Annotated in this window: 24 protein-coding genes; 8 read left to right on the top strand and 16 right to left on the bottom strand. The window is 67.5% G+C overall.

Annotation, left to right across the window (positions count from 1 at the left end; translation table 11 throughout):
• Window positions 1-102: 102 nt before the first annotated feature.
• From holA to leuS, 4 genes are all read right to left on the bottom strand, one after another.
• Window positions 103-1,089 carry a DNA polymerase III subunit delta gene (gene holA, locus CCK87_RS04690; protein ID WP_249273723.1) on the bottom strand — a complete coding sequence of 329 codons (987 nt, stop codon included), beginning with the start codon at window positions 1,087-1,089 and terminating at the stop codon, window positions 103-105.
• Window positions 989-3,532 carry a ComEC/Rec2 family competence protein gene (locus tag CCK87_RS04685; protein WP_170927142.1) on the bottom strand — a complete coding sequence of 848 codons (2,544 nt, stop codon included), beginning with the start codon at window positions 3,530-3,532 and terminating at the stop codon, window positions 989-991. The genes holA and CCK87_RS04685 overlap by 101 nt, the downstream gene beginning before the upstream one ends.
• 62 nt (window positions 3,533-3,594) lie before the next feature.
• Window positions 3,595-4,251 (bottom strand): ComEA family DNA-binding protein, encoded by a 657-nt coding sequence (locus CCK87_RS04680; protein WP_086460249.1) that lies wholly within the window; start codon window positions 4,249-4,251, stop codon window positions 3,595-3,597.
• Between the two features lie 99 nt (window positions 4,252-4,350).
• Entirely contained in the window at window positions 4,351-6,933 is a 2,583-nt protein-coding gene (gene leuS / locus CCK87_RS04675) for a leucine--tRNA ligase (RefSeq protein WP_249273722.1), read from the bottom strand.
• Between the two features lie 149 nt (window positions 6,934-7,082).
• Here leuS and CCK87_RS04670 point away from each other — a divergent pair, with 149 nt between their 5' ends.
• Window positions 7,083-7,682: a DNA-3-methyladenine glycosylase I gene (locus tag CCK87_RS04670; RefSeq protein ID WP_283160424.1), complete on the top strand. Its 600-nt coding sequence runs from the start codon at window positions 7,083-7,085 to the stop codon at window positions 7,680-7,682.
• A 12-nt stretch (window positions 7,683-7,694) separates the two neighbouring features.
• On the opposite strand, the gene CCK87_RS04665 is transcribed toward CCK87_RS04670, so the two are convergent.
• Window positions 7,695-9,068 carry an anthranilate synthase component I family protein gene (locus CCK87_RS04665; protein WP_170927074.1) on the bottom strand — a complete coding sequence of 458 codons (1,374 nt, stop codon included), beginning with the start codon at window positions 9,066-9,068 and terminating at the stop codon, window positions 7,695-7,697.
• 18 nt (window positions 9,069-9,086) lie between these two features.
• Here CCK87_RS04665 and CCK87_RS04660 point away from each other — a divergent pair, with 18 nt between their 5' ends.
• Window positions 9,087-9,872 carry an aminotransferase class IV gene (locus CCK87_RS04660; protein WP_086460393.1) on the top strand — a complete coding sequence of 262 codons (786 nt, stop codon included), beginning with the start codon at window positions 9,087-9,089 and terminating at the stop codon, window positions 9,870-9,872.
• A gap of 5 nt (window positions 9,873-9,877) precedes the next feature.
• On the opposite strand, the gene cydC is transcribed toward CCK87_RS04660, so the two are convergent.
• The 4 genes from cydC to CCK87_RS04640 are packed head-to-tail and all read right to left on the bottom strand — an operon-like array spanning window position 9,878 to window position 15,638.
• On the bottom strand, window positions 9,878-11,533 hold the full coding sequence (gene cydC / locus CCK87_RS04655) for a thiol reductant ABC exporter subunit CydC (RefSeq protein ID WP_170927141.1): 1,656 nt from the start codon (window positions 11,531-11,533) through the stop codon (window positions 9,878-9,880).
• Window positions 11,533-13,185, bottom strand: coding sequence for a thiol reductant ABC exporter subunit CydD (gene cydD / locus CCK87_RS04650; protein ID WP_086460246.1), 1,653 nt, complete (start codon window positions 13,183-13,185; stop codon window positions 11,533-11,535). Before cydD ends, cydC begins: the two co-directional genes overlap by 1 nt.
• A 4-nt stretch (window positions 13,186-13,189) precedes the next feature.
• Entirely contained in the window at window positions 13,190-14,200 is a 1,011-nt protein-coding gene (cydB, locus tag CCK87_RS04645; protein ID WP_086460245.1) for a cytochrome d ubiquinol oxidase subunit II, read from the bottom strand.
• A gap of 1 nt (window position 14,201) precedes the next feature.
• On the bottom strand, window positions 14,202-15,638 hold the full coding sequence (locus CCK87_RS04640; RefSeq protein WP_086460244.1) for a cytochrome ubiquinol oxidase subunit I: 1,437 nt from the start codon (window positions 15,636-15,638) through the stop codon (window positions 14,202-14,204).
• A 96-nt stretch (window positions 15,639-15,734) separates the two neighbouring features.
• Between CCK87_RS04640 and CCK87_RS04635 the strand changes: the two genes are divergently transcribed.
• Genes CCK87_RS04635 through CCK87_RS04620 form a run of 4 tightly spaced genes read left to right on the top strand, consistent with a single transcriptional unit; the run spans window position 15,735 to window position 18,579 of the window.
• On the top strand, window positions 15,735-16,115 hold the full coding sequence (locus CCK87_RS04635; RefSeq protein ID WP_055774399.1) for a BlaI/MecI/CopY family transcriptional regulator: 381 nt from the start codon (window positions 15,735-15,737) through the stop codon (window positions 16,113-16,115).
• Window positions 16,116-16,117: 2 nt separating this feature from the next.
• On the top strand, window positions 16,118-17,062 hold the full coding sequence (locus tag CCK87_RS04630) for a M56 family metallopeptidase (protein ID WP_170927140.1): 945 nt from the start codon (window positions 16,118-16,120) through the stop codon (window positions 17,060-17,062).
• 49 nt (window positions 17,063-17,111) lie between these two features.
• Window positions 17,112-17,795 carry a DedA family protein gene (locus CCK87_RS04625; protein ID WP_086460242.1) on the top strand — a complete coding sequence of 228 codons (684 nt, stop codon included), beginning with the start codon at window positions 17,112-17,114 and terminating at the stop codon, window positions 17,793-17,795.
• Window positions 17,743-18,579, top strand: coding sequence for a CPBP family glutamic-type intramembrane protease (locus tag CCK87_RS04620; protein ID WP_086460241.1), 837 nt, complete (start codon window positions 17,743-17,745; stop codon window positions 18,577-18,579). The genes CCK87_RS04625 and CCK87_RS04620 overlap by 53 nt, the downstream gene beginning before the upstream one ends.
• Window positions 18,580-18,647: 68 nt before the next feature.
• Here CCK87_RS04620 and CCK87_RS04615 read toward each other — a convergent pair whose 3' ends face one another.
• From CCK87_RS04615 to CCK87_RS04595, 5 genes are all read right to left on the bottom strand, one after another.
• On the bottom strand, window positions 18,648-19,574 hold the full coding sequence (locus CCK87_RS04615) for an ABC transporter substrate-binding protein (RefSeq protein ID WP_086460240.1): 927 nt from the start codon (window positions 19,572-19,574) through the stop codon (window positions 18,648-18,650).
• A gap of 2 nt (window positions 19,575-19,576) precedes the next feature.
• Complete coding sequence (locus CCK87_RS04610; RefSeq protein WP_086460239.1) at window positions 19,577-20,314, bottom strand: ABC transporter permease; 738 nt, start codon at window positions 20,312-20,314, stop codon at window positions 19,577-19,579.
• Window positions 20,311-20,997: an ABC transporter permease subunit gene (locus CCK87_RS04605; protein ID WP_086460238.1), complete on the bottom strand. Its 687-nt coding sequence runs from the start codon at window positions 20,995-20,997 to the stop codon at window positions 20,311-20,313. The genes CCK87_RS04610 and CCK87_RS04605 overlap by 4 nt, the downstream gene beginning before the upstream one ends.
• On the bottom strand, window positions 20,994-21,839 hold the full coding sequence (locus CCK87_RS04600; RefSeq protein ID WP_086460237.1) for an ATP-binding cassette domain-containing protein: 846 nt from the start codon (window positions 21,837-21,839) through the stop codon (window positions 20,994-20,996). The genes CCK87_RS04605 and CCK87_RS04600 overlap by 4 nt, the downstream gene beginning before the upstream one ends.
• 136 nt (window positions 21,840-21,975) lie before the next feature.
• Window positions 21,976-22,632: a TetR/AcrR family transcriptional regulator gene (locus CCK87_RS04595; RefSeq protein ID WP_170927139.1), complete on the bottom strand. Its 657-nt coding sequence runs from the start codon at window positions 22,630-22,632 to the stop codon at window positions 21,976-21,978.
• 67 nt (window positions 22,633-22,699) lie between these two features.
• Between CCK87_RS04595 and CCK87_RS04590 the strand changes: the two genes are divergently transcribed.
• Together CCK87_RS04590 and CCK87_RS04585 are read left to right on the top strand one after the other, a co-directional pair.
• Entirely contained in the window at window positions 22,700-23,437 is a 738-nt protein-coding gene (locus CCK87_RS04590) for an SOS response-associated peptidase (RefSeq protein ID WP_086460392.1), read from the top strand.
• Window positions 23,438-23,472: 35 nt separating this feature from the next.
• Window positions 23,473-24,540, top strand: coding sequence for a phosphatase domain-containing protein (locus CCK87_RS04585; protein ID WP_249273705.1), 1,068 nt, complete (start codon window positions 23,473-23,475; stop codon window positions 24,538-24,540).
• Between the two features lie 11 nt (window positions 24,541-24,551).
• Here the strand turns inward: CCK87_RS04585 and CCK87_RS04580 are convergent, their stop codons facing one another.
• Together CCK87_RS04580 and CCK87_RS04575 are read right to left on the bottom strand one after the other, a co-directional pair.
• Window positions 24,552-25,154 carry a response regulator transcription factor gene (locus CCK87_RS04580; RefSeq protein WP_055774428.1) on the bottom strand — a complete coding sequence of 201 codons (603 nt, stop codon included), beginning with the start codon at window positions 25,152-25,154 and terminating at the stop codon, window positions 24,552-24,554.
• A complete protein-coding gene (locus tag CCK87_RS04575) occupies window positions 25,151-26,368 on the bottom strand; it encodes a histidine kinase (RefSeq protein WP_249273704.1) in 1,218 nt (405 codons plus the stop codon). Before CCK87_RS04575 ends, CCK87_RS04580 begins: the two co-directional genes overlap by 4 nt.
• Window positions 26,369-26,447 lie beyond the last annotated feature (79 nt).

Below are 26,447 nucleotides of genomic sequence, written 5' to 3'. Positions count from 1 at the left end.
AGAGCCGCTCTCTCGAGAGACGCACGCACGAAAAAAGCCCCGCACTGCGGGGCTTTTTTCGTGCCCGGGTTCATTCGTGCCCGGGTTCATTCGTGCCTGGGTTCAGCGGGGTAGCTCGCCCCGTTCGGCGATGACGCCGATCATGCGCTCGAGCGAGTAGACGGCATCGCGGCTGCCGCCCTTGATGTTCTCGTCGGTCTCGGCGAGCATCTGGATGCTGCGTCCGAGCCCCGCGCCCGACCAGCCGGCCAGGTCGCGGCGAGCACGATCGATCTGCCACGGCGCCAGGCCCAGTTGGCCGGCGAGCTGGCCTGATCCACCGCGGGTGCCGAGCACCTTGGCCATCGTGCGGAGCTTCATCGCGAACGCGGCGACCATGGGCACGGGGTCGGCGCCCGACGCGAGCGCGTGCCGAGCGAGCGCGAGCGCCTCGCCGTGTCGACCGGCGATCGCCATATCGGCCACGGCGAAGGCGCTGGCCTCGACCCTGCCGCCGTAGTAACGGTCGACCGTGGCCTCGGTGATTTCGGCCGACGCGTCGGCGACGAGTTGTTGGCAGGCGCTGGAGAGTTCGGCGAGATCGTCGGAGAACGCGGCGACCAGGGCTCTGAGGGCGCCGGCCGACACACGACGGCCGGCGGCGCGGAACTCGGAGGCGGCGAACTCGTAGCGTTCGGAGTCTTTCTTGAGCTCGGCGCAGACGATCTCGATGCCCCCGCCCGAGCCCGAGCGGATGGCCTCGAGCAGCTTCTTGCCGCGGACTCCGCCACCGTGCCGCAGCACCAGGTAGGTGTCGTCTGCCGGGTTCTCGAGGTAGGAGAGCGTCTCACTGAGGAAGTCGTCGGTGCACTTCTCGACCGAGGAGACACGGATCATGCGCGGCTCTGCGAAAAGCGACGGACTCGCGACGGTGAGCAGTTCGCCCGGCGCGTAGGAGGACGCGTCGATGTCGGAGACCTCGAGACTCGGATCTTCGAGCTTCAGCAGGTCACGGAGCTGCCGAATGCTGCGTTCGGCGAGAAACGACTCTGTGCCAGACACGAGGACGACGGGCGCGGGGCGCACCTGCTCCCAGGAGAGCTGCGGGATCGAGGCCTTCGCCGTTTGTTTTGCGCCGCGTGCAGTAGCCACGTGTCCTCACTCTGTCGGTTCTCGTATCGAGCCTACTCGGCGGCACAGACACGAGTGACTCGGCACCGGCCCCCGCCGTCTTCTCACTCCAGACGACCGTGTCGCCATGCTCGATCGACACCACGACGAGGCCGAGCTGGTCGGTGCGGAAGACTCGAGTGCCGGCGCCCGCGAGGATCTCGAGGATGCGAGCGTTCGGGTGCCCGTAGTCGTTGTCGGCACCCACCGAAATGAGGCCTGCCCGAGCATGGATGCGGTTGTACAGTTCGGCGCTCTGGTCGCCGGATCCGTGATGGGCCACCTTCACCACATCGACGGGGCGCAGCCTGTTGTCGGCCATCACCTGAGCCTGGTCGCTCTCGCCGAGATCTCCCAGGAACAGCGCGTCGATGTCGCCGGAGAACGCCATGGTGACGCTCGCGCCGTTGCCCCGCAGCGTCGTGTCGGCCGTGGGCCAGAGCACGTCCCAGCGCAGCGCTCCGAGCTCTCCCCTGTCTCCTCGCGCCGCCTGCTGCACGGTCGCTCCGGATTCGACGAGGCGACGCACGACAGCCTCGTCGGACCGGCTGTCGGTCGGTCCGAGAAGCACGGCGTGTGCTCGGCCCACGACGGCGTCGAGACCACCGATGTGATCGAGGTCGAAGTGTGTGAGCACGAGAAGATCGATGTGAGCGACCTGCATCCGCTCGAGACAGGCGCGGAGCGCATCCGGGTCTGGCCCGGTGTCTATGAGGGCTGTGACGTCACCACTTCTCACGAGCACCGCGTCGCCCTGCCCGATGTCACACGCCGCGATGCGCCAGTTCTGCGGCACCGACAGACGAAGCGCGATGGTGCCGCCGACCAGCACCCCGCCGTAGACACCGACGACTACGGCAACCAGGAGCACTGCTGCAGCGCGCCGGATGCGAGGAGCGCGGGAGGCCAGGACGACCCAGAGTGCCAGTGCGGTCAATGCGAGTACGAGCAGAGCGCCGGCAAGGCCCGGCACCCACGGGAGCCGCGCTCCGGGTGCGCCGGCGAAGAAGCGCGCGACAGCACCGATCCAGGCGGCCGGCAGCCAGCACAGCCACGCAGCTGGCACGGCGAGGGGCGGCACGAGTGCGCCCACCAGACAGCCCAGCAGTCCCGCGACGGTGGCGACGGGAGCGGCCGGGGCCGCGAGCAGATTCGCCGGGATGCTGTACGGGGCGATCGTGGGCGTGAGGAGGGCGAGCACGGGCTGGCAGGCGAGTTGGGCGGCAAGCGGCACAGCGATGACGGCTGCAAGCCATGTCGGTATCCAATGCGACAGAGCGGATGCGAGGGGCCGGGTGAACAGCAGGAGTCCGGCCGTTGCGAGGGACGACAGCGCGAAGCCGAAGCTGTGGGAGAGCCATGGGTCGGTGACGATGAGACTGACGACGGCCAGGCAGAGCACGGGCATGCCTCGAGCCGAGCGGGACGCCCCGATCGAGACCAGAACGATCGCCGCCATGGCCGCCGCCCGGATGACGCTCGGCTGCGGCGTCACCAGGATGACGAAAAGCAGCAGCACTGCGCTGGCCGCACCGAGTCGAGCGCCCCGACGAAGACCGGCGAAGCCGGCGATCAGGAATGCACCGGCGATGACGATGGCGCAATTGGCGCCCGAGACGGCGGTGAGATGGCTCAGCCCGCTGACTTTCATCGCCTCGTCGAGCGATGCGTCGACGAGGGAGTCGTCACCGAGGGCGAGACCGGGCACGAGCTCTGCTCCATCGCCAGGGAGGCCGCGGGCTGCTTCGGCGAACCGGGTACGCAGTTCCGCCGCCCAGGCGAGCTGCCAGCCGGGAGGCCGGATCGTCTCGGGATGCCCCTCCGCGAACGCGAGCCATGCCGTCTGCGACCCGTCGTCGGTCGGGCGGAAACGCGCGTCGACTCGGATGGTCGATCCGATGGCGGGGGCGTCTGCAGTGGCAAGGTCGTCGACGAAGACCAGCACTCGTGTCGAGGTGCGGTCGCTGCGACCGTCGGTGTTCTCGAGGCGATGCAGGGTGGCCTCGAATCGCACACCTGTCACCGACTCGCCACCGAAGCCGGAGTGAGCGGTCTCCGCGGGCGTTCCCGCAACCTCGAGCTCGGCCGACAGAGCCCCCTGCGTCTCGTCGAGCAGAAGCGGCGGCTCTCGCAGGGGCTGGAGCACGAGCACGGCTGCGGCGATGCACGCGCCGATGCCCGCACACACGGCGACCGTCGGAAGCGCGCTGCGCGCTCGTCGGACAAGCCGTCCCCACGCAGATGCGCGCACACTCGAAGCAGGCAGCCGCCACAGAGCGAGCGAGACCGCGAGGCAGGCCACCGCCCCGATCAGAACGGATGCCGCAGCGTCGGGCAATCCGGCCAGCACGAACGCCGCGCCCCACGCGAAAACCGCGGGCACGGTCAGGCGATGATCGGCCCACCGAGTCGACTCCGGATTCCGTGCCTCGCGTCGCGGCGCGCTCACACGACGGCCGCATCGCGGAGTCCGTCGAGCGTCTTCTGCCCGATGCCGGGAACCTCGAGCAGCTGGTCGATCGACGTGAACGGGCCGTGTTCGTCTCTGTAGTCGATGATCTTCTTCGCCGTCTCCGGGCCGATGCGCGGCAACGTCTCGAGCGCGGCGGAATCCGCGGTGTTCAGGTTGACCGTCGTGGATGCCGGGTCGCCCGGCATCGCCGCACCGCCGGTTGCCGGCAGCGGCGGAGCCTCGCCGACCGCGGGCGCGTACAGCTGCTCTCCATCGGTCACGACGCGCGCAAGGTTGAGCTGCGCCGTGTCGGCCACGTCGGTGTATCCGCCCGCTGCGGCGATGGCATCGACGATGCGAGCCCCCTCTCGCAGTTGGTACAGCCCCGGTCGCGCAACCGACCCGAGCACGTGCACGTAGATCACCGGCGCATCGCGCGCGTCTCCGTCGCCTGCGGTCGCGCCCGCCTCGTCGAGCGGAGAGTCGCTCTGGGCGGCATCCGGATTCGTCACGAGAACCTCGCTGCTGCCCCGCGGCGCCAGAGCCGAGACGAGTACCGCGACCACCAGCACGGCGAGCACGATGACGATGCCCGCGCCGACCCCGATGCTGAGCCGAGCCCGCGCCGGCGGCTGCGGTCCGGCATCCATGGCACCACGGTAGGCGCGCGACGCATGACGACGATCGCCCCGGTGCCGCGCTGTGAACAGCACGAGCGCCGGGGCGACTGGTGAGGAGAGGTACTTCCGCTACGCCAGCGGCTTCGTCGCAATGCTCACGACGCGGGGCTCGCGCACGACGACGTTGACGATCTCACGATCGCCGATCGCACGCTGAACGGCGGCGGATGACCGGGCCATCGCCTCGAGGTCGCTGCCGGCGATCGTGGGCGGCACCTCGAGCCGGTCGCGCACCTTGCCGTCGACCTGCACGACCGCGGTGACAGACTCCTCGGTGAGCAGCGCCGGGTCGGCACCGCGCCATCCGTAGCCGGAGATCGTCGCCGGGTAACCGAGTCGCTCCCACATGTCTTCCGCCGTGTACGGAGCAAACAGGCTGAGGCCGAGCGCGATGGTCTCGACAGCCTCGCGCACTGCGGGGTCGCCGCCGCCGGGGCCCTTGTCGACGGCCTTGCGGGTCACGTTGACGAGCTCCATGATGCGGGCGACGACCACGTTGAACTTGAACGCCTCGATGAGTCCGGGGGCCTCGGCCAGGAAGCGGTGGGTGACCCGGCGCAGGGCGATGTCGCCGTCACGCCAGTTGACCTCGGGCTTGCTCGTGACGTCTCCGGCCAGTCTCCACGCGCGGGCGAGGAACTTGGAGGACCCCGCGGGCGACACGTCTGCCCAGTCGATGTCGTCTTCGGGCGGGCCGGCGAAAGCCATCGTGAGCCGCACGGCGTCGACGCCGTGCTCGTCGAGCTGGTCGCTCAGCTGAACGATGTTGCCCTTCGACTTCGACATGGCGGAGCCGTCCATCAGCACCATGCCCTGGTTCAGCAGCGCGCTGAACGGCTCGGTGAACGAGACGAGTCCCAGGTCGAACAGCACCTTCGTGATGAAGCGCGCATAGAGCAGGTGCAGGATCGCGTGCGTGACGCCGCCCACGTACTGGTCGACGGGCGCCCACTTGTCGACGTCTTTCGGGTCGAAGGCCTTCTCGCTGTCATGCGGGTTGAGGAAGCGCAGGAAGTACCAGGAGCTGTCGACGAAGGTGTCCATCGTGTCGGCGTCACGGAGCGCCGGCGTTCCATCGACAGGGTTGGTCACGTTGACCCAGTCCTCGGCAGCGCCCAGCGGCGAGCTTCCGCGCGGCTTGAGGTCGAGACCGTCGCTCGGCGGCAGCAGCACGGGCAGCTGGTCTTCGGGAACCGGAATCTCTTCGCCGTTCTCGCCGTGGATGATCGGAATCGGGGTGCCCCAGTAGCGCTGACGAGAGATCAGCCAGTCGCGCAGCCGGTAGTTCTTGGCCGGACGGCCGGCGCCCTGCTGCTGCAGGATCTCGATGGCCTTCTTGATGGCGTTGACCTTCGAGAGCCCGTTCAGCGGGCCGGAGTTCATAAGGCGTCCGTCGCCGGCGAGCGCCTCTCCTGTGACCGCGGGGTCGTAGCTGCCGAAGTTCGGGTCTTCCAACATCTCGTCGGTGATGATCGGGATGGCGCCGGTCGCGGGGGCGGTGACGTCGACGACCATCCGAATCGGCAGGTCGAAGGCGCGGGCGAAGTCGAGGTCGCGCTGGTCGTGGGCGGGAACGGCCATGACCGCACCCGTGCCGTAGTCGGCGAGCACGTAGTCGGCCGCCCAGATGGGCATGCGCTCACCGTTGACGGGGTTGATCGCGTAGCGCTCGAGGAACACACCGGTCTTCGGCCGGTCGGTGGCCTGGCGCTCGGTCTCGGTGCTCTTCTGAACGGCGGTCAGGTAGGACTTGAACGCCTCCTGCACCTCGGGCGTGGACTCGGCCGCCAGTTCGATCGCCAGGTCGGAGTCGGGAGCGACGACCATGAACGTCGCGCCGAACAGGGTGTCGGGGCGCGTGGTGAAGACGGTCACCGGCTCGTCACGGCCCTCGACGGCGAAGTCGACGTCGGCGCCGATCGAGCGTCCGATCCAGTTGCGCTGCATGCTCAGCACCTTCGACGGCCAGCTGCCCTCGAGCTGGTTCAGGTCGTCGAGCAGACGGTCGGCGTAGTCGGTGATCTTGAAGTACCACTGGGTGAGCTTCTTCTTCACGACCACGGCGCCGCTGCGCTCGGAGGTGCCGTCGGGCAGAACCTGCTCGTTGGCGAGCACGGTCTGGTCTACCGGGTCCCAGTTGACCCAGCTGGCCTTGCGGTAGGCGAGACCCTTCTTGTACATCTGCAGGAACAGCCACTGGTTCCACTTGTAGTACTCGGGATCGCTGGTGTGCAGCACGCGGTCCCAGTCGAACGACGCGGCGTAGCGACGCATGCTGCGCTTCTGCTGCTCGATGTTGTCGTAGGTCCACTGTCGCGGGTCGAGGCCGCGCTTGATCGCGGCGTTCTCGGCGGGCAGTCCGAAGGAGTCCCAGCCGATGGGGTGCAGAACGTTGAAGCCCTGCTGACGCCAGTAGCGCGCGATCACGTCGCCCAGGGCATAGGCCTCGGCGTGGCCCATGTGCAGGTCTCCCGACGGGTACGGGAACATGTCGAGAACGTACTTGCGCGGACGCTTGTCGCCCTCGAGATCGGTCTTGAACGGCTGCATCTCGTCCCATCGAGGCAGCCATTTGTTCTGGATGGCGGCGAAGTCGTAGTGGAGGGCCGGGTCGTTGCGGGGGTCGTACTCTTCGGCGCTCGTCGTTTCGATGGTCACGCGACTCTCAATTCCTGCTTGGGTTCGGCTGCTGGGGCCAATATCGCCGCGACAGACGCCCATGGAGGCTCGGATGGAGCGTGGCATGGGGGCGCGGCAGCAATCCATCGTACTAAACCTGCCCGCGCCGTATCGTTGAAGCCGTGGATGCGACCATCACCAGTGCTGACGGCATCACCCGGTGCGGGTGGGCCCACTCGGCGGCGGAGATGCTGCCGTATCACGACGACGAGTGGGGCCGACCACTGCACGGCGACCAGCCGCTGTTCGAGAAGCTCTGTCTCGAGACCTTCCAGTCGGGACTCTCGTGGATCACCATTCTGCGCAAACGCGAGGCCTTCCGCGCCGCCTTCGCCTCATTCGACATCGACCGCGTCGCCTCCTTCGACGACAGTGACGTGGAGCGACTCCTGTCCGATGCCCGCATCGTGCGCAACCGCGCGAAGATCACCGCCTCCATCGAGAACGCCCGGGCGACGAAGACCCTCGTCGACGCTCAACCGGGCGCACTCGATGATCTTCTCTGGGGCTTCGCTCCCCCACGTCGCACGGTCGCACCAGTGTCGTACGCATCGATCCCCGCATCCACCCCGTTCTCGGCAGCCGCGAGCGTCGCACTCAAGAAGCTCGGCTACCGCTTCGTCGGGCCGACGACCATCTACGCGCTTATGCAGTACGCGGGGCTCGTCAACGATCACGCGGCCGGATGCCACCTGGCCGTGGGTGAACCGGGCGCGCTCTAGCCGGGCCCGGCGTCACAGACCGAGCGCATCCAACAGCGGTCTGGCCTTGACCCGCGTCTCCTCGACCTCGTCTTCGGCGATCGAGAGCGCGGTGATGCCCCCGCCCGTGCCGATGGATGCTCCGCCCGGTGTGAGCACGACGCTGCGGATGATCATGGCCAGGTCGAGTGCGCCGTCGAGCCCGATGTAACCGAAGACGCCGGCATAGATGCCGCGCGCCCCGCCTTCCAGCCTGTTCAGGATGCGCATGGCGCTGATCTTGGGAGCTCCCGTCATCGACCCCGCGGGAAACAGCGCGCCGACGGCGTCGAGCGAGTCGGCGGTCGGAGCAAGTCGAGCGGTGACCGTGCTGACGAGTTGGTGCACGGAGCTGTAGCTCTCGACCGCCAGGAGACTCGTCACCTCGACGGAGCCGAGCAGCGCCACCCGCGAGAGATCGTTGCGCATCAGGTCGACGATCATGAGGTTCTCTGCGCGCTCCTTGTCGCTGGAGAGAAGCTCCTCTCTCAGCCGCTCGTCGTCGACGACGTTCGCCCCGCGCGGCCGCGTTCCCTTGATCGGCTTCGTCTCGACGGCGCCCGCAGAATCGACGCGCAGAAAACGCTCGGGGCTGGCGCTGACGAGCGCGACGTCGCCGATGCGCAGGTACCCGCCATGGTGGCTCGCGTTCGCGGCGCGCACCGCGAGGTAGAGGCCCAGAGGGTCGGGGTGCACCTCGGCGGTGATCTCGTTCGTGAGGCAGAGCTGATAGGCGTCTCCCCGCCTGATCGACTCCTGGCACTCGCGCACCAGCCGCGCGTAGTCGGCAGCGTCGTGCCGCCACACGACACGCGGTGCTGCAGGCGACTGCCGGATGGGGGCGGCCGGCGCGAGGGGAAAGGGCTCCGACACCGTCGGATGCTCGAGATCGAGGGGCTCGAGACGCAGAGCCTCGAGGCGGCGGGCCGTTCGCTCGAGCCAGCCCTCGGCATCCGGTTCGCCCTCGAGGGCGAGCAGCGTGACCACCCCCGCGTGGTGGTCGAAGGCGATGGCGCGGGTCACCCACAGCAGAGCAGCGCCGGGCAGGCGTGACGGCGCCGTCGTGACCGCGTGTTCTGCAGCGCCGAACTCGTACGACAGCCAGCCGACCCAGCCGAGGGCGAACCCCTCGGAGGAGCCGACGACAACGTCGGCCGCTCGGCGTCGCGCGCGAAGATCGTCGATCAGTGTCGGCAGGTCTGCCGGAGTCTCGATGGGGTCGCCGGCGCCGAGGTAGCTCGTTCCATAGGCGGCGTCACGCCCGGAGTCGAGCCAGAACGCGTTCGGCTCACGACCATAGAGCGCGATGAACACCCGCTCGGGATCGACCCAGTGCTCGAGTGCTCTGGTGACGACGCGGCGGGACACTGTAATAGCGTAGGCCGTGTGATCGCGCCCCGCTTCTTCGTCTGGACGGCGGGAGAACTGGCCGAGACTCCGGATGCTCTGGCGCACGACGGCATCCTCGTGGCCGACAGCTGGCTGGTCGCCGAGGGGGGCGTGCGAGCCCTGCAGCTGCATCGCGACAGGTTCCTTCGCGCCGTCGCGTCGCAGACGACGATCGACTCCACTACTGTCGAGAGCTTCTGGCAGGCCGCGGTCGACACCCTCCCCCGCGCGGGCGAGTGGTTTCCTCGCGTCGAGGCGCTGCAGACCGGCGGTGAATCGACTCTGTCCCTCCGTTTGCGGCCGGCACCGCCCCTCGGCGGGTCCGTCCGTGTGGCCTCGCTCGTCGACGGCGACCCGAGAACGGTCGCCACGGTGAAGGGTCCCGACCTCGAGCGACTCGGCGCGCTGAAGAGCACGGCCGCGCAGAACGATGTCGACGAGCCGATCATCGTGTCGGCGGCGGGTCACATCGTCGACGGAGCCACGAGCGCCGTTCTGTGGTGGCGCGGCGACCGCCTGTTCGCGCCGTCGGCGTCACTCGCCCGGGTCGACAGCGTCACCGCGAAGTCCATCCGCCTCCTGGCCTCGGCGACGGGAACGGACACCGGCGAGGAGTTCGCGACACCGGCCGACCTCGCGGGCTGCGAGGTGTGGGTCGTCAACGCGCTGCACGGCATCCGCGTCGTGACCTCGTGGCGAGGCGGACCGGTACTCGCGCGGACCAAGGGACGAGCGGCCACCTGGCAGCGCCGACTCGACGCACTCGTGCGCCCCATCTCCTGACCCGCTCAACCCAGACGCAACCGGCCCGTGATCAGCTCGGCGGGCACGGGCAGGTGGCTGATGATCACCACCGCGCGTCGGCCGTCGGGGTCGGCGGATGCGGACAGCAGGTCTCGCAGCAGCGCGTCGGCGCGGCCCGGGTCGACGTTGGCCGTGGGCTCGTCGAGCACGAGCACGGGGAAGTCGGCGAGCAGCGCCCGGGCGAGCGCGATCCGCTGCGCCTGCCCGCCCGACACGAGCGATCCGCGCTCGCCGACCCGGGCATCCAGACCACCGCGCCGTTCCACCCACTCTGTGAGGCCCACTCGCTCGAGCACGGCGATCAGATCGTCATCGGAGGCGTCGTCTCGAGCGAAGAGCAGGTTCTGCCTGATCGACTCGTCGAACAGATACGGCGTCTGCTCGCTGAGCCCGATCGTGCGCCTGACCTCGGCGAGGGGCAGGCTGCGCACGTCGACCCCGCCGAGCCGGTACGAGCCTTCGAATTCGAGGAATCTCACGAGGACGTGAGCGAGCGTGGTCTTCCCCGATCCGCTTGCGCCGGTCACCAGGATGCGGTCGCCCGGCGACACGGTGAGATCGATTCCCCGAATCGCCGGCGACGATTCCTGCGGCCACGAGGCCGACACGCCGCGCAGCTCGATCACCGCGTTCGATGCATCGACGGTGGCGATCGCGCTCGTCGGCCTGTCGAGCGGAATCTCCGGGGGAACGTCGTCGGGTACGGCGGAGCCGATGCGCTCGGCGCTCGAGCGAACCTGACGCAGGGCCGGCATCGCGAGCGGAACGCTCGAGATCACCTCGAAGACGGCGATGGGCACCAGGGCGATGATCGCCAGCACGGGCCCGTCGAATCCTGAGCTGCCGAGCGCGGGGATGCCCATGAGAAGCGCGGCCACGCTCGCCGCCCCCGCCAGCAGAGACAGGATGCCCGTGGCGACGCCGCTACCCGCCGCGCTCGAGAGCACGGCGCGGGTCAGCCGAGCATCGGCTCGCTCGACGGCAGCCAGGCGCTCATCGGTCGCATCGAACGCGGTCAGCACATCGAGATTCACGACCGTGTCGAGAACCTCGTCGGCGAAAGCGCCGCGTAGCGGGGCGATCGACCGCTCGGAACGCGCAGCGATGAGGCTGTTGGCCGCGGTTCCCACGAGCGCCGCCAGCAACAGCGCCACCAGAAGAGCTATCCCCGCCGCCGGAAGAAGGATCCAGACCGTGACCACACTGGCGACGGCCACGGCGCCCGAGATCAGCAGCGGCTGGACGACACGCAGGGGAAGGTTCTGCAACTCGTCGACGTCGGCGGTCAGTCGGGTCAGCAGGTCTCCGCGCCGCGTGCCGGCGAGGCCATCGGGGGCAAGGGGTACGAGGCGCTCGTAGATGCCGACGCGCAGTGTCGCGAGCGTTCGGAACGCTGCGTCGTGGCTCGCGAGACGATCGGCGTATCGGAAGCCGGCGCGGCCGAGCGCGAAGGCCCGCACGCCGACGATCGCCATGTTCAGGTAGAGGATGGGCGGCATCTCGGCGGCCCGCGTGATCAGGTAGGCCGAGGTTGCGAGCAGGCCGACCGCGCACAGCGCACTCAACAGCCCGAGCAACGCTCCGGGGGCGAACCGCCGGGCGCTCGGCTGCGCGAGGTGCAGGATCTCGGTCGTGCGCATCAGGCCGCCATCGCTGCCGGCTCGAGCGAGAGGATGCTGTCGGCGGCTCGAGCGACCGCCTCACGGTGCGTGACCACGATGAGCGTGAGCGTCGTGGTCGCGCTGAGAAGGCGGAGCCCGTCGACGAGTCTCGACTCCGACAGCTCGTCGAGCGCCGAACTCGGCTCGTCGAGCACCAGAACGGCAGATGTGCGCTCCAGGGCGCGATATACGGCGCGAGCGATCGAGATGCGCTGCGCCTGCCCACCCGACACGCCTGCTCCGGCGACCCCGAGCATCCGGTCGAGCTCTAGCTCGTCGGCCGCGGCGACGCCCAGTGCTCGCGCGGCCAACTCACGATCGGGCGCACGACTTCCGAGAGTCACGTTCTCGAAGACCGAGCCCGCGAGCAGCCCCGGTCGTTGCCCGCACCACGAGATCCAGTCGAGACCTGTCGCACCCGCCTCGATCGCCCGACCGCCGAGGGTGACGGCGCCCGTGTGACCGATGAAGCCCAGCAGCGCGGCGACGAGCGTCGACTTGCCGACGCCGGACGGGCCCGTGATGGCGGTGAAGCTGCCCGTCGGGAACTCCGCGTCGATCGGCCCGACAACCGGCTGATCGTCGTATGCCGCACCGAAACCCGTCAACACGAGAGCGCCCGCCGACGGCCGACCGGGCGCGCTCTGAGCAGCGGTCCCTGCCTCCGCTCCCCTGGCGGAGGCCGCATCGATGATCTCGAAGACGTCGTCGGCGGCGGCCACTCCATCGGCCGCAGCGTGGAACTGCGTTCCCACCTGACGCAGCGGCAGGAAGGCCTCCGGTGCGAGCAGCAGCACGAACAGGCCGACCGAGAGGCCCAGCGATCCGTCGATCAGTCGGAGGCCGACAGAGACGGCGACCACGGCGACCGCGAGACTCGAGACGAGTTCGAGCACGAAGCCGCTGAGGAACGAGACCCGCAGCACCTTCATGGTCTGCACGCGGTACTGCTCGGTCACGACGCGGATGCGCTCGGCCTGGCGTGCGGCGCGTCCGAACAGCGTCAACGTAGCGAGTCCCCCGACGACGTCGAGGAAGCTCGTGGAGAGGGCGTTGAGCAGATGCCACTGCTTCTTCTGCACGGTCTGCGTCGCCCACCCGATGAGGATCATGAAGACGGGGATGATCGGCAATGTCAGCACCACGCCCAGGGCGCTCGGCCAGTCCTGGAGGAAGATCACGAGAACGACGATCGGCGTGGCGATGGCTGTGAGGATGAGTTGAGGGAGATAGCGGGAGAAGTAGGTGTCGAGCGCATCGAGGCCGGGACCGGTGACGGTGGCCACCGAGGTCGCGTTGCGGTCGGCCATCCATCCAGGACCGAGCTTCGTGATGGCTGCGAGAACGCGAGAGCGCAGTTGGCTCTTGACCCGGGCTGCTCCCCTCGTGCTCGTCACCTCCGCGATCCACAGAAGCACGGCGCGGGCGACCACGACACCCGCGAGCGCGGCGATCATCGGCGCCAGCTCGGACAGGCTCTGCCCGTCGATCGCTCGCACGATCACCTGGCTGAGAAACCAGGCGAATCCCACAATGCAGGCGGTCTGTGCCAGCCCGATCAGCGCACCCGCCGCCAGGAATGCCCGGGCTGCTCTGGCATAGCCGAGCAGCCGGGGATCGAGAGGTTTCACTCGTCTAGTGTGCCGCCTGCGCACCCTCGATGTGCGCACGAGTGACTCTCTTGCGAAACACCCAGTACGTCCACCCCTGGTAGGCGAGGATCAGCGGGAGTGCCACGAGGGCGACCCACGTCATGACCTGGAGCGTGTAGGCCGACGATGAGGCGTTGGCGATGGTGAGGCTGTTGGCCGGGTCGTTCGAGGCTGGCATCACGTCGGGGAACAGCGAGAGAAACAGGCTGAGCACCGCGAATGCGACAGTCGCGGCCATGGCACCGAAGGCCCACCCCTCGCGGCCCCGGGCGTTGGCGAGCACGGCGGAGATCAGCGTGATCGCAGCGACGAGAGACAGCACGGCCGACCAGAAGCTTCCGTACGCCAGCGTCGTCCAGAGCAGGAACGCTGCGGCGACGACGATCGTGAGGATTCCCGAGCGAGTCGCCAAGCGACGTGCACGCTGCTGCAGCTCACCGTCGGTCTTCAGCGAGACGAACAGCGTGCCGTGTGTGAAGAAGAGCAGCAGTGTGGTGACCCCGGCGAGCAGCGCGTAGGGATTCAGGAGGTCGAAGAACGACCCGGTGTAGTTGAAGCCGGCATCGAGAGGAACACCACGGACGATGTTGCCGAACGCGACGCCCCAGAGGAACGCGGGAACGGCCGAACCGACCACGATCATGGCGTCGAAGCGGCGCTTCCACGAAGCCTCGGGCCGCTGGTGTCGGTATTCGAACGAGACACCTCTCAGAATGAGTGACAGCAGGATCAGCAGCAGCGCCAGGTAGAAACCCGAGAACAGGGTCGCGTACCACTCGGGGAATGCGGCGAACATCGAGGCTCCGGCGACGATCAGCCAGGTCTCGTTCAGATCCCAGATCGGTCCGATCGTGTTGATGATGACGCGGCGGTCGGTGTCGTCCTTGCCGAGGAACGGAAGGGACATGCCCACGCCGAAGTCGAAGCCGTCGAGAACGAAGTATCCGATGAAGAGGAACGTGATGATTCCGAACCAGACAATGGTGAGGTCCATATCAGTACACCGTCGTTTCCTGGCGACGAACGCCGGTCTCTGGATGGGGCTCGGGCAGATCGTCCGGACCCTTCTGGGCGGCCTTCTTGATGAGCTTGAACTCGACGACCGCGAGCGTGCCGTAGATGAGGGTGAAGGCGATCAGCGAGATCAGAACCTCGAGACCGCTGACATTCGGCGAGACGCCGTCGGCCGTCTTGAGCAGGCCGAACACGAGCCACGGCTGTCGGCCCATCTCTGTGAAGACCCAGCCCATGATCATGGCGCCGAGCGAGAGCGGGAAGCTCCAGATTGCGGCCTTCCAGATCCACCGACTCCAGCGGCCCGAGAACAGGCGGGCTCCGAGGGCGCTCTTCTTTCGGGTCAGCACCAGGCCGACGAACGCGGTGAACACGTGCAGGACGCCGAGAGCGATCATCCACCGGAACGCCCAGTAGGTGACCCAGATGGTGGGCGTGTAGTCGCCGGGGCCGTAGAGCTGAACGTACTGTGCTTGCAGATCGTTGATCCCCTCGACCGTGCCGTCGAACGTGTGCGTCGAGAGGAACGAGAGCAGATAGGGAATGCGGATCGAGAACAACTCGCTCGAGCCGTCGGGCGTGCCCAGCGTGAAGATGCTGAACGAGGCGTCGGCTCCCGTCGATGTCGTGTACATCGCCTCGGCGGCCGCCATCTTCATGGGCTGGGTCTGCACCATGGCGAGGCCGAGCGAGTCTCCGCTCAAGACGGTGAGAGCACCCGCGATCATCATCATCCACAGACCGAACTTGAGAGCCGGGCGCATGGTGTCGAGGTGCTGATTGCGCGAGAGATGCCAGGCCGCGACGGTGACGATGAGACCGGCAGCGACCATGAAGCAGGCGAAGATCGTGTGCGGGAAGGCCGCGAGCGCCACCTTGTTGGTGAGCAGCGCCCAGATGTCGGTGAGCTCGGCGCGCCCCTTCGCCTCGTTGATGTCGTAGCCCACCGGGTTCTGCATGAACGCATTGGCGGCGATGATGAAGTAGGCCGAGAGGACGCTGCCGACCGCGGTCGCCCAGATGGTGGCCAGGTGCAGGCCGCGAGGCAGTTTGTCCCAGCCGAAGATCCACAGCCCGATGAACGTCGCCTCGAAGAAGAAGGCGAGGAGGCCCTCCATGGCGAGCGGCGCCCCGAACACGTCGCCCACGAATCGCGAGTAGTCCGACCAGTTCATGCCGAACTGGAACTCCTGCACGATTCCGGTGACCACGCCCATGGCGAAGTTGATGAGAAAGAGCTTTCCGAAGAACTTCGTGAGCTGCAGATACTTCTCTTTGTCGGTGCGCACCCAGGCGGTCTGGAACAGCGCCACGGTGAGCGCCATGCCGATGGTGATGGGGACGAAGAGGAAGTGGTAGACGGTGGTGAGGCCGAACTGCCAGCGCGACAGGAGCAGTGGATCGAGCCACTCGTTCATGGAGGTTTCTCCTTCGGAAGTAGACTTCTACACGACGTAGAAATCCTTCTTCTACAGAGCGTAGAACATATCGAAACGAAAAGGTAGTCTTGTCGCATGATCACTCTCGGCGTACTCGAGCGTTCGGTGATGAACGCCCTGTGGGAGTCCCCCGACGGCCTCTCCGCCCCCGAACTCGGCGAACGACTGGTGGCAGCCGAGGCTCCCGCCAAGCGTCGCGAACTCGCGACCACCACTCTTCTCACCGTGCTCTCCCGGCTCGAGAGCAAGGGCTTCGTCTCGCGCAGCCGCGCCACCAGGCCGCACCGCTATCACGCGGTCAACTCGCGCTCGGAGCACACGGCCGAGCTCATGCACGAGGTTCTGCAGCTCGCGCCCGATCGAGACGACGCTCTTGCCCGTTTCGTCGGCGGGGTCTCGCCGACCGAGGCCGAGACGCTTCGCCGGCTCCTCGCATCCCGCGGCACCGGTAACTGACGGTGGCCGGAGCCTGGATCGGGCTCGCGGTTCTCGCCCTCGCTCTGGCCTGGCCCGTTCCCATCGCCCTGTCGAAAGCGGCGTGGCCCGCGCGCGCGCCCGGCACGGCGTTGGCCCTGTGGCAGGCCGTGGCACTCTCGGGAGGTCTCTCGATGATCGGGGCTTTGCTGGCATTCGGCCTCACCCCGTTCGAGAACGACCTCGGCGTCGCATCCACGCTCCTCTCTGGCCACATCCTCGACGGCCCCGTGCCTGCTCAGGCTGGGGCGCTGCAGATCGTCTCCCTCGCCGGCGCCGTCGTGCTGGGCCTCCATCTTGTGCTGAGTCTCGCGACAACGGCGGCCAATACCGCCCGCGAGCGCCACCGGCATCGGGCCCTGATCGAACTCCTCAGCTCGCCACTCCAGGGCAGCCCCGGCACCCGCATGCTCGATTTTCCGGCGCCCGTCGCCTATTGCCTGCCCGGCGTCCGGTCGATCACGGTGCTCACCGAGGGGCTGGTCCGGGTTCTGGATGCCTCACAGCTCCGCGCGGTGCTGGCCCACGAGCGGGCTCACCTCCGTCAGTACCATCACCTCGTGCTGCTCGCATTCAAGGCGTGGAACATCGCGCTGCCGTGGTTTCCTATCGCGAACCGGGCGGAGAAGGCTGTCGCCCTCCTCGTGGAGATGCTCGCAGACGACGATGCCCGGCGCGAGGTCGACGATGCGTCGCTCGCCACCGCCATCGCCATCGTCGGATCCCCCTGGCGAGACGGCGACCCCGCCGCCTCGGCCATCGCGGCAGACGAGATCGTGCCCGAGGCTGATCCCGAGACCCTCGGTGCACGGGTGTCGCGCCTGATCTCACCACCCGGCTCCCTCAGTCGCGCGGCTCGCGCTCTGGTGCTCATGAGCGGAGTCGCACTCGTCGCCGCGCCGGTCGCCGTCCTCGTCGCCCTGGTGTGATCGAACGGATGCTCAGGTCACGGAGAACGACAGGTCGTAGGCTCGGGTCGTGAACGAGATTCTCACCTGGATCCTCGACACGGTGTCCAGTGTCGATCCCGTGTGGCGGACCCTCATCGCCGGTGTCGGCATGCTGCTCGAGACGAGCATTCTGCTCGGACTCATCGTGCCGGGAGACACGGTTCTGCTCGTCTCCGCCACGGGGGTTCAGGGACCGGTGCAATACGTCGCGCTCGCGCTGGCCTCGATCCTCGGCGCTCTGTGCGGCGAGAGTATCGGTTTTATGCTTGGCCGCTACTTCGGCCCGCGCATCCGCCATTCACGACTCGGCCGCCGCATCGGAGAGCGGCACTGGCAACGTGCCGAGCGCTACCTCGATCGCCGCGGCGGCATCGCCGTATTCCTGTCACGCTTCCTGCCCGTTCTGCACTCCCTCATCCCCGTTACCGTGGGCATGAGCACGATGACCTACCGTCGATTCATCGCGTGGACGTTACCCGCGTGCATCCTGTGGTCGTTCGCCTATGTCACGGCCGGATCGATCGCCGCGGGCAGCTACCGCGAGTTGGCCGACAAGCTGCATTTCGCCGGGTACATCTTCGTGGCGGTCATCGTGGTCTTCGTTATCGTGGTGCTCATCGTGAAGAAGCTCATCGCACGCGGTGAGGAGAGGCATATGAATGACGAACTCGACTCCCCCGACACCGCCGATCCGGGCACACACCCCCGCTGACGCATCCGACGACTACTCGTCGATCGACTACCGTCCGGCCTCGGCCATCCGCTGGGGCCTGCCCCAGTTCTTCATCGGGATCGGGCTGTTCCTCGCCATCATCGTCGTCGTGAACGTCCTCGCCCTGTTTCTGCCGGCGTGGGCACAGAGTCCCCTGCTCTTCGCCGCCATCCTCGCCGGGTACGGCGCGCTGTTCGTGACGGCGCTTCGGGCAGCTCGCTCACGTGGAACCGGATCTCTCGCCCGCGACTTCGGTCTGCGCTTTCGGCCCGTCGATCTCGCGATCGGGTTCGGCGTCGGGATCGCGGCCAAGATCGCTGGACTCATCGTCGCGATCCCGCTGCTCCGGCTGACCGGCGGCACGCCCACCAGCAACGTGCCGATGCAGAGCGATATCTTCTGGATCGTTCTCAATACGGTGGTCGCCACCACCCTCATTGCGCCCGTGGTCGAAGAACTCTTCTTTCGAGGTCTGCTGCTGAGAGCCATCCGACACCGCATTCTGCGCGGCCGCGCATCGCAGCCGCGCACTACTCCGCCCAGTTCGGCGCGCAGGCGAGGCGCGCTGCTGGCCAGCGTACTCATCTCGTCGGCCGCGTTCATGGCCATGCATCTGTATCAGGCGCGTGACCTCGCGACGCTCGTCGTACTCGGAAGCGCGACGCTCATTCTCGGACTGGCGAACGCCGTGTTGGCGACGCGCACCGGGCGGCTCGGGCCGGGCATCGTCGCCCACATGGTCTTCAACGCTGTGGCACTTCTCGGATTCTTCGCCACCGGCTGAGACGCATCGACCGACAACAAACGGGCCCGCCGACACCAGTCGACGGGCCCGTTTGCGGTGACGAGACTCTAGAAGAGCTTCTTGTCGTCGAGCCAGGCCTTGGCGATGACATCGGCCGACTTCTGGTCGTTCACGCTCTGCGCGTTGAGGTCGACCAGGTCTTCCTCCGTGAGTGCGGCGCTGACCTTGTTAATGATGTCGGCGGCCTTGTCGTCGACCTTCTTCGATGCGACCGGAACCACGTTGTCGGCGACGAACAGACCATCGGGGTCGGCAAGCGCGACGAGGTTGTTCGACTTGATGTTCGGGTCGGCGGTGTAGATGTTGCCGAGCTGAATCGTGTTGTCGACCAGCGCCTTGACCGTGAGAGGTCCGCCGGAGTCCTCGATCGACTGGAACGTCGTGTCGATTCCGTACTTCTCTTTCAGCGTGGCCGGGCCGTAGGGCCGGGTCTCGAGCTCGGCGTTGCCGCCGACCACGATCGGGGTCTTCACGTTCTTCAGCGACGCGATGTCGGTGAGCTTGTTCTCTTTGGCGTAGGCCTCTGTCACCGTGTACGAGTTCTGGTCGGACGCCTCGGACTTGTCGAGCACACGAAGGCCCTCCGGCAGCGCGGACTCTAGCTCGGTGTAGACCTCGTCGCTCGTCGTCGCCTTCGTGTCGGGCTTGAGCGCCTGCAGCAGGCTTCCCGTGTACTCAGGGAACAGGTCGATCTTGCCGTCCTCGATCTCGGGGAGGTAGACCTCGCGCTGGCCGATGCGGAACTGGCGATCGACGGTGTAATCGTTCGCCTCGAGCGCCTGGGCATAGATCTCGGCGATGATCTCGCTCGAGTAGTAGTCCTGCGAGCCGATGACGATGGAGTCGGTGCTGGCCGCATTAGTGGATCCGGCGTCCAGCGGATCGGATGTTGCGCACCCTGCCAGTGCCACCACGGCACCGACCGCGATAACGCTTGCGGCGATCCGGCCCTTCTTAATGTTTGCTGTGAACATCGCTATTTCCTCTCTTCGGTGGGAGACCCCACCACCGCGACGCGTCGGGATGACGGCGTGCGGACATCTGCGTTCTGATTTGCGACAACGCCGCGTGGTACGACCAACTTCTGCAGCAGCGCGAAGATTCCCTCGCTGATCAACGCAAGCGCGATCACCAGCAGTGATCCCGCGAGCATCTGCGAGTAGTCGTTGGATTTGAGGCCGACGAAGATGAAGCGACCGAGGCCGCCGGCCCCGACGTAGTCGGCGAGCGTCGCCGTGGCGATGATCTGCAGGGTGGCCGAGCGAAGCCCCCCGATCAGCAGAGGGAGGCCGAGCGGAACCTCGACCTTGCGCACGATCTGACCCTCTGTCATGCCCACGGCACGAGCGGAGTCGATCGTGCGGCGATCGATCGCCTCGAAACCGGAGTAGGCGCCGGCCAGGACCGGCGGGATGGCCAGCACCACCAGCGCGATGATGGGAGCCTCGATGCCGATCCCGAGCCAGAGCGCGACGATGATGAGCAGACCGAGGGTGGGCAGCGCCCTGAATCCACCGGTCAGGCTCACGGCCAGGCTGCGACCGCGACCGGTGTGACCGATGAGATACCCCAGAGGGATGGCGATCACGCTCGCGATGACGAGCACGGCCAGGCTGATCGTGAGGTGCTGCACGAGACGGATCGGAATGCCGTTCGGTCCCCCGAGATGTGCCGGGTCGAAGATCCAGGCGAAGGCGTCGATGAGCAGATTCACGATGCGGCCGCCTCTGCGGTCAGTCGGGAGCGGCGCGTGGACGACGTCCGGGTCGCACGTGCCCAGGGCATCAGTAGACGACCGAGGAGCACGAGCGCTGCGTCGATGAGCAGCGCGAGGGCGATGGTGGCGACCATACCGGCGAGCACCTCCGCCACGATGTTGCGCTGCAGTCCGTCGGTGAACAGGAGCCCGAGGCTCTTGATGCCGAGAACCGCGCCGACGGTCACCAGGCTGACGGTGCTGACGGCAACGACTCGGATGCCCGCGAGCAGCACCGGCCCCGCCAACGGCAGATCGACCTTCCAGAAGCGCGTCCACGGCGAGAATCCCATCGCGGTGGCCGACTGGCTGATGTCGGATGACACCGAGCCGAGGGCATCCGACGTCGTGCGCACCATCAGAGCGATTCCATAGAGCGTGAGCGCCACGACGACGTTGATCGAGTCCCTCGCCCCCGTTCCGAGGATGATCGGAAGGACGATCAGCAGCGGCAGAGACGGGATCGCGTAGAGCAGGCCGAGCACGGTGAGCAACACTCCGCGACTGAGGCGATAACGGTTCGCCACCCAGCCGAGCGGCACCGAGAGCACGAAGCTCAGAACGATGGGCGGGATGCTGAGCGCCAGGTGCTCGAGCGTGCGCTGCCCGATGAGGGGCAGGTTCTCGATGACCCAATTCATGTGGGGACTTCTTCGCCGGTGCCCGTCGACCCCTCTACGAGCACACCCGCGGCGCGGCCCTCGCTGTCGAGCACCACGTCGCGACCGTCGCGTCGGTCGATGTGCAGCGCCCTCTTGCCCTTGGTCGCTCCAATGAAATCGGCCACGAAGTCGTTCGCCGGTGCGGTGAGGATCTCCGTGGGCGATCCCTTCTGCACGATCACGCCGCCCTTCTGCAGGATCACGACCTGGTCGCCCAGGAGGAAGGCCTCGTCGATGTCGTGGGTGACGAAGACGACCGTCTTGTCGAGCTCCCGCTGCAGGCGGATGAGTTCGTGCTGCAACTCGGCACGCACGAGAGGGTCGACCGCGCCGAACGGCTCGTCCATCAGCAGGATGTTCGGGTCGGCCGCGAGGCCGCGTGCGACTCCCACACGCTGCTGCTGGCCGCCCGAGAGCTGACTCGGGTAGCGGTTCGCCAGTGAGCGATCGAGGCCCACCGTGTCGAGGAGCTCGAGGGCTCGGGCGTGCGCCTCCTTCTTCGCAACCCCGTTCAGGAGTGGCACGGTAGCGACGTTGTCGACCACCTTGCGGTGTGGAAGCAGCCCGGAGTTCTGCATCACGTAGCCGATCCGGCGGCGCAGCTTCACCTTGTCGAGGCCGACGATATCTTCGCCGTCGATCTCGATCGAACCCGACGTTCGGTCGATCATGCGGTTGATCATGCGGAGGATGGTGGTCTTTCCGCAGCCGGAGGACCCGACGAAGACCGTGGTCTTGCGCGACGGGATCACGAGGCTGAAGTCCTCGACGGCCAGAGTGCCGTCGGGAAAGCGCTTCGAGACCTGACGGAATTCGATCATGTCATGGCCCGTTCGTCTGGCGCGCTTGTGCGCACGCGTGTGACATCAGCCAAACATGACCCGGCCCAATAGGCAAAGCATGCGAGGCGCGCGTGACGAACTGTGTCCGGCAGGCTAGAGTGCGGCTCGCCCTAGATCAGGCCCGGTGCGCTTCGCTGTCATAGGTAGTGAGGTAGGCGCGCACGACCTTCTCGCACTCGCCGATGATCGTCGCGTCGCCCTTGCCAGTGAGCAAGAAAGCCCGCACGAGGAGCGCGTCGATCATGGTCACTGCGACCTCGAGCCCGGTCAGGAGAGACTCGGCCTGCGGCATGCCATAGCTGTCGATCAACACGTCGCGGAGAGTCTGCGCGATGCGGTGCGTCTTGATGCGCGAGACATCGGTCTCGGGCGACGATACGAGATCGCCCAGCCGGATGGACGTGAAGCCCACCTCGTTGCGGTGCATGGTGACCGACGACCCGATTGAGACGACGACCGCGTCGACCCAGGTCTCGGGCTGCTTCTCGGCGAGATCGGACTCGAACTGACGCAGGAAACGATCGACACTGCGAGTGCTGAGTGCGGTCAGAACCGCGATGCGGTCGGGGAAGTACCGGTAGACGGTGCCGATGGAGGCTTCGGCGCGATCTGCCACGAGGGCCGTTGTGAGGCGCTCGATTCCGACCTCGTCGACAACCGCTGCTGCCGCGTCGAGAAGAGCCGCGATGCGATCCGAGCTGCGGGCCTGGATCGGTTCGTTGCGCACCTGTACGGCGTCGGCGCGGGTTTCCTCGAAGACGTTGCTGGGCACGGCGCCGATCCTTTCATAGGGGACGTTCTGATCATACTAGTTATGCGGAGGCGGCAGAATGGAGCACATGTGTGGTCGTTTCGTCGTGTCCCGTGCAGCCAGTGATCTGGTCGCCCTCTTCGATGTCGACATCGAGGGCGCCGGGCTACCCGAGCCATCGTGGAATGTGGCGCCGACGCAGCGGATCCCGGTGATCATCGACGCGGTCAATCGCGCCGCCGCCACCGACGAAGACGCGCCGGCCGTGCTGAGGCGGCTCGAGCCGGCCCGCTGGGGGCTCGTTCCGGCGTTCGCGACCGAGCCCGCGGCATCCGCGCCCCTGTTCAACGCGCGCATCGAGACGGCCGCCGAGAAACCCGCGTTCCGCGAGGCGGTGGCCGCGCGCCGCGCAGCGATACCGGCCTCGGGATACTACGAGTGGCTGGTCGCGCCCGACGGCGGCAAGACACCGCAGTTCGTCTCATCCGGCGACGACGAGACGATCCTCTTCGCCGGACTGTACGAGTGGTGGCGCAATCCCGCCGTCGCCGCCGACGATCCTGCGCGCTGGCTGCTCTCGACGACCATCCTGACCCGCGCGGGAGCCGGGCCGCTGGCGTCGCTGCACGAGCGCATGCCCGTGTTCCTCGAGCCGGGCCTCATGGAGGACTGGCTCGACCCGCGCACGACGGGAGATGCTGTGCTGCTCTCCGAGATCTCGCTGGCGGCGGAGGAACTCGCCGAGGACATGGTGTTCCACACCGTCGGGGCTGCCGTGGGCACCGTCGGCAACGACTTCCCGGAGCTGGTGCAGCCCGTCGACTGACCGCCGCGCAAATCGGATGCGTGCGACACTGGATTGTGCGGAAATCGGATAAGCCCCTCTCGGCCAAGCAGGGCGCCGAAGTCATCATTCACCGCGCGGCTCGCATCGAAGACGCGGTGCACGAGTTCCGGCAGAAACGCGCGCAGGCCAGAGGCAAGGTGCCCACGGTCATCCCCTACGCGGGTTATGGATCGACGAGCTGGGTACGGGTGCTCGCGCGGGTGTTGCTGACGACGCCGACCAGGCCTGGCTCGCGAGAGGAACGCAAGGCCCGAACGCAGCACGAGAGCGTGCGTGGCTGGCGGAGCTTCACGAGCGTCCCCTTCGGCAACGCCTCCGTGACGGTCGAGGCCGGTGGGCGGTCTCACACCGTTGCAGCGGATCGGGGCGGCGTCGTGGATGCGGTCGTCGAGGTGGCGCTCGAACCGGGCTGGCAGACCATCACCATCGGAATCGAGGGTGGTCAGACCGTCGAGGCTCCCCTCTTCGTGCTCGATCCCTCCACACGTTTCGGCGTCGTCAGCGACATCGACGACACCGTCATGGTCACGGCGCTTCCGCGACCATTGTTGGCTGCCTGGAACACCTTCGTGCTCGACGAGCACGCTCGGGTGCCCACGCCAGGCATGGCCGTGCTGCTCGAACGCCTCACGACGGAGAACCCCAGCTCCCCCGTCATCTACCTCTCTACGGGTGCATGGAATGTCGCGCCGACGCTCAGCCGGTTCCTCTCGCGCAACCTCTACCCCGCGGGCCCCCTGCTTCTCACCGATTGGGGGCCCACGCACGATCGTTGGTTCCGCAGCGGGCGCGAGCACAAACGCGAGAACCTGCGGCGGCTCGCACGCGAGTTCCCCGACGTGCGCTGGCTGCTCATCGGAGACGACGGGCAGCACGACGAGGAGATCTACGCGGACTTCGCCATCGACTTCCCCGACAGCATCGCCGCTGTGGCGATCAGGCAGCTCTCACCGAGCGAGGCCGTTCTGGCCGGAGGCCGCTCGAACGACGAGGTGCACACCGAGCAGACCGGCGCGACATGGGTCTACGCTCCCGATGGTGCCGGCATCTCCTCCCAGCTCACCGAGGCCGGCATCCTCTAGCTTCTCCCGCGCTAGATCCAGCCGCGTTCCTGGGCGACGAACACGGCCTGCTGACGAGTATCGACGGCGAGCTTCGCGAGCACAGCGGATACGTGATTGCGCACCGTTCCGGGCGCGAGCTTCAGCTGCCGGGCGATCTGGGCGGTCGTCTCGCCCCGACGGCCGACGCGGAGGACATCGAGCTCTCGATCGGTGAGCGGGCAGCGTTCGTCGCTGAGGGCATCGGCCGCCATCTCCGGGTCGACGTATCGGGCTCCCGCCATGACCCGTCGGATGACCGCGGCAACTTCTCCGGCATCCCGCGACTTGGGCAGAAAGCCGGCCACTCCGGCCGCGAGCGCGCGCCTCAGCACGCCGGGGCGCGCATGACGGGTGACCACGACGCACCGCGCGCTGACCGTGCGTCGGAGCCGCTCGGCGACCTCGACTCCATCGAGGCCGGGCATCTCGAGATCGAGAAGGCACACATCGGGCTTCAGCCGCTCGGCCTCGGCGACGGCCTCCTCGCCGTCGGCGCATTCGGCGATCACGTCGATGTCGCCCTCGAGGCGCAACAGGGCCGCGAGGGCGGAGCGGATCATCGCCTCGTCGTCGGCGAGAAGCACCCGGATCATGCTCGCACCGCCTGGCCGTCCGGAACAGTGACGACCACGCGGAACTCGCCGTCGTCTGTCGTCACGGTCAGGGAACCGCCAGCCGCGCCCACGCGCCGCGCGATGCCGTCGAGACCCGATCCGCGGTTGTCGGCGAGGATCATCGGGTCGGATTCCTCGGTGTCGTTTCGGATCTCGTAGCGCCACTGCTCGCCGCCATGGGTCAGCGCCAGTGCGGCCCGTCGTCCGCCACCGTGACGGAGCACATTCGTCGTCGTCTCACGGATGACGGGCCCGAAGATCGAGGCAGGAGCGCCGGCCGCATCCGGTGAGACACGCGTGTCTGCTGCCATGCCCGCCGCACGGAGGAGGTCCCGGGCGTTGGCCAGCTCGTCGGGAAGGGGCACGGAGCGGAAGCGGGTGGCGAGGTCTCGGGTTCCCTGGCGGGCATCGTCGACGCTCACTCGCGCCGCGCGAAGCTGCTGAAGCGCGGCATCTCTGTCATCGGGGAGCAGCCGCTCGGCCAGCTCCAGCTGCAGGGCGATCACCTGCAGATGATGACCCTGCAGGTCGTGCACGTCTGTCGCGACGCTCAAGCGTTCCTCCGCGGCGGCAAGGCGCGACTCGGAGATCCGGGCGCGGTCGAGCGCGATGAGAACGTCCCACCACCAGAGCGAGAACACCGTCATCAGCGGAAGAACGCTCGTGTAGAAGCCGAACACGAAATAGTCACCGCCTCCCGGCCCCGCGAAGGTGCCATTGACGTCGAGCCCCCAGAGACACACCAGCAGCACCGTGACGACGATCACCAGGCGCAGGCGCACGGGGCGCGGCCAGTCGAGCAGCTGCAGAGACTGCGCCAGCGGCAGCGCGAGCATCAACCAGAGACCGCTGACCGAGAAGACGACGGCACCGGCGGCCACAGCCACCAGCAGCGGCACGAGCACAGAGCGGCCGGGCAGGCTCGTCGTCTCACCCGTGCGATGCCGATAGGTGCGCACCAGCGGCAGGGTCGAGGCGATCCAGATCAGTCCCGCAGCCGAGACCACGAGCAGTGTCGCCGCCTGCTCTCCTCTCTGGATCAGCGTCGCCACCCAGATCAGCACGATGACGACCTCGAAGAACACGACCGCAGACGCCGTGTACCACCAGGTGGCGACGACTCCCCGCGCCGTCGTCGAGCCTGGTCGCCCGGTCGTGTCGGATGCTCGGCGAGAGTCTGCGGGATGCGTCACGTCCACCACCATAGGCGCGTGACAGATGTCACGGCCTCGGCGGGCATAAGGCCCGACAGGAGGTGACAGACCGACACTG

This window comes from Agreia sp. VKM Ac-1783, assembly GCF_900177765.1.
GTDB lineage: Bacteria > Actinomycetota > Actinomycetes > Actinomycetales > Microbacteriaceae > Agreia.
Note: the sequence above shows the minus strand (reverse complement) of the source record. Positions and strands in the feature narration are given on the sequence as shown.

Bases quoted from the DNA above. Each gene is read 5' to 3' on its own strand.
- CCK87_RS04590 (WP_086460392.1), top strand. From the start codon at position 22,700: ATGTGTGGTCGTTTCGTCGTGTCCCGTGCAGCCAGTGATCTGGTCGCC.
- cydC (WP_170927141.1), bottom strand. From the start codon at position 11,533: ATGCGCACGACCGAGATCCTGCACCTCGCGCAGCCGAGCGCCCGGCGG.
- CCK87_RS04680 (WP_086460249.1), bottom strand. From the start codon at position 4,251: ATGGATGCCGGACCGCAGCCGCCGGCGCGGGCTCGGCTCAGCATCGGG.
- CCK87_RS04640 (WP_086460244.1), bottom strand. From the start codon at position 15,638: ATGAACGAGTGGCTCGATCCACTGCTCCTGTCGCGCTGGCAGTTCGGC.
- CCK87_RS04600 (WP_086460237.1), bottom strand. From the start codon at position 21,839: ATGATCGAATTCCGTCAGGTCTCGAAGCGCTTTCCCGACGGCACTCTG.
- cydB (WP_086460245.1), bottom strand. From the start codon at position 14,200: ATGGACCTCACCATTGTCTGGTTCGGAATCATCACGTTCCTCTTCATC.
- CCK87_RS04620 (WP_086460241.1), top strand. From the start codon at position 17,743: ATGACGAACTCGACTCCCCCGACACCGCCGATCCGGGCACACACCCCC.
- CCK87_RS04615 (WP_086460240.1), bottom strand. From the start codon at position 19,574: ATGTTCACAGCAAACATTAAGAAGGGCCGGATCGCCGCAAGCGTTATC.
- CCK87_RS04605 (WP_086460238.1), bottom strand. From the start codon at position 20,997: ATGAATTGGGTCATCGAGAACCTGCCCCTCATCGGGCAGCGCACGCTC.
- CCK87_RS04635 (WP_055774399.1), top strand. From the start codon at position 15,735: ATGATCACTCTCGGCGTACTCGAGCGTTCGGTGATGAACGCCCTGTGG.
- CCK87_RS04580 (WP_055774428.1), bottom strand. From the start codon at position 25,154: ATGATCCGGGTGCTTCTCGCCGACGACGAGGCGATGATCCGCTCCGCC.